The sequence below is a fragment of the Roseisolibacter agri genome, from assembly GCF_030159095.1.
In the GTDB taxonomy this organism is placed as follows: Bacteria; Gemmatimonadota; Gemmatimonadetes; order Gemmatimonadales; family Gemmatimonadaceae; genus Roseisolibacter; species Roseisolibacter agri.
Window position 1 is genome coordinate 1 of the sequence record NZ_BRXS01000021.1, and the last position, 449, is coordinate 449.

At 59.7% G+C, this 449-nt stretch carries 2 rRNA genes; both read left to right on the forward strand.

Annotated elements, in window-relative coordinates:
• A 16S ribosomal RNA gene (locus tag rosag_RS25345) occupies positions 1-64 on the forward strand; the annotation flags it as partial.
• Positions 65-357: 293 nt separating this feature from the next.
• Positions 358-449 (forward strand): 23S ribosomal RNA (locus rosag_RS25350); the annotation flags it as partial.

A 449-nucleotide genomic window follows, 5' to 3' on the forward strand; every position in this document is an offset into this window, starting at 1 on the left:
CATGACTGGGGCGAAGTCGTAACAAGGTAGCCGTAGGGGAACCTGCGGCTGGATCACCTCCTTACCGGAGCGACGAGTAAGCAGCGCGCGGCAACGCGAGCCGCCGAAAGTCCTCAACGGAAGTCGCACGCCTCGCACGTCCCACGATCTCTCTTCTCGATTCTCACGGTTTCGGACCGCGTTCAGCGCGGTCCGTGCTGTTTGACAAACGATGTGGAAGTGATGATGGAATCGGAATCCAACATCGTGATATGCGAACGGACCGCTCGCGCGGTCCGGGAACGATCACTCGTAGAGATTTCGTAGATCAGCCTAGAGCTGCATCTACTGCGCGTGTCGTGTTGACTGAGTTGGTGTAGTCAAGCGACTGAAGGCCAGTGGGGGATGCCTGGGCACACGGAGGCGATGAAGGGCGCGGTAAGCTGCGATAAGCCGGGGGGAGCCGCACA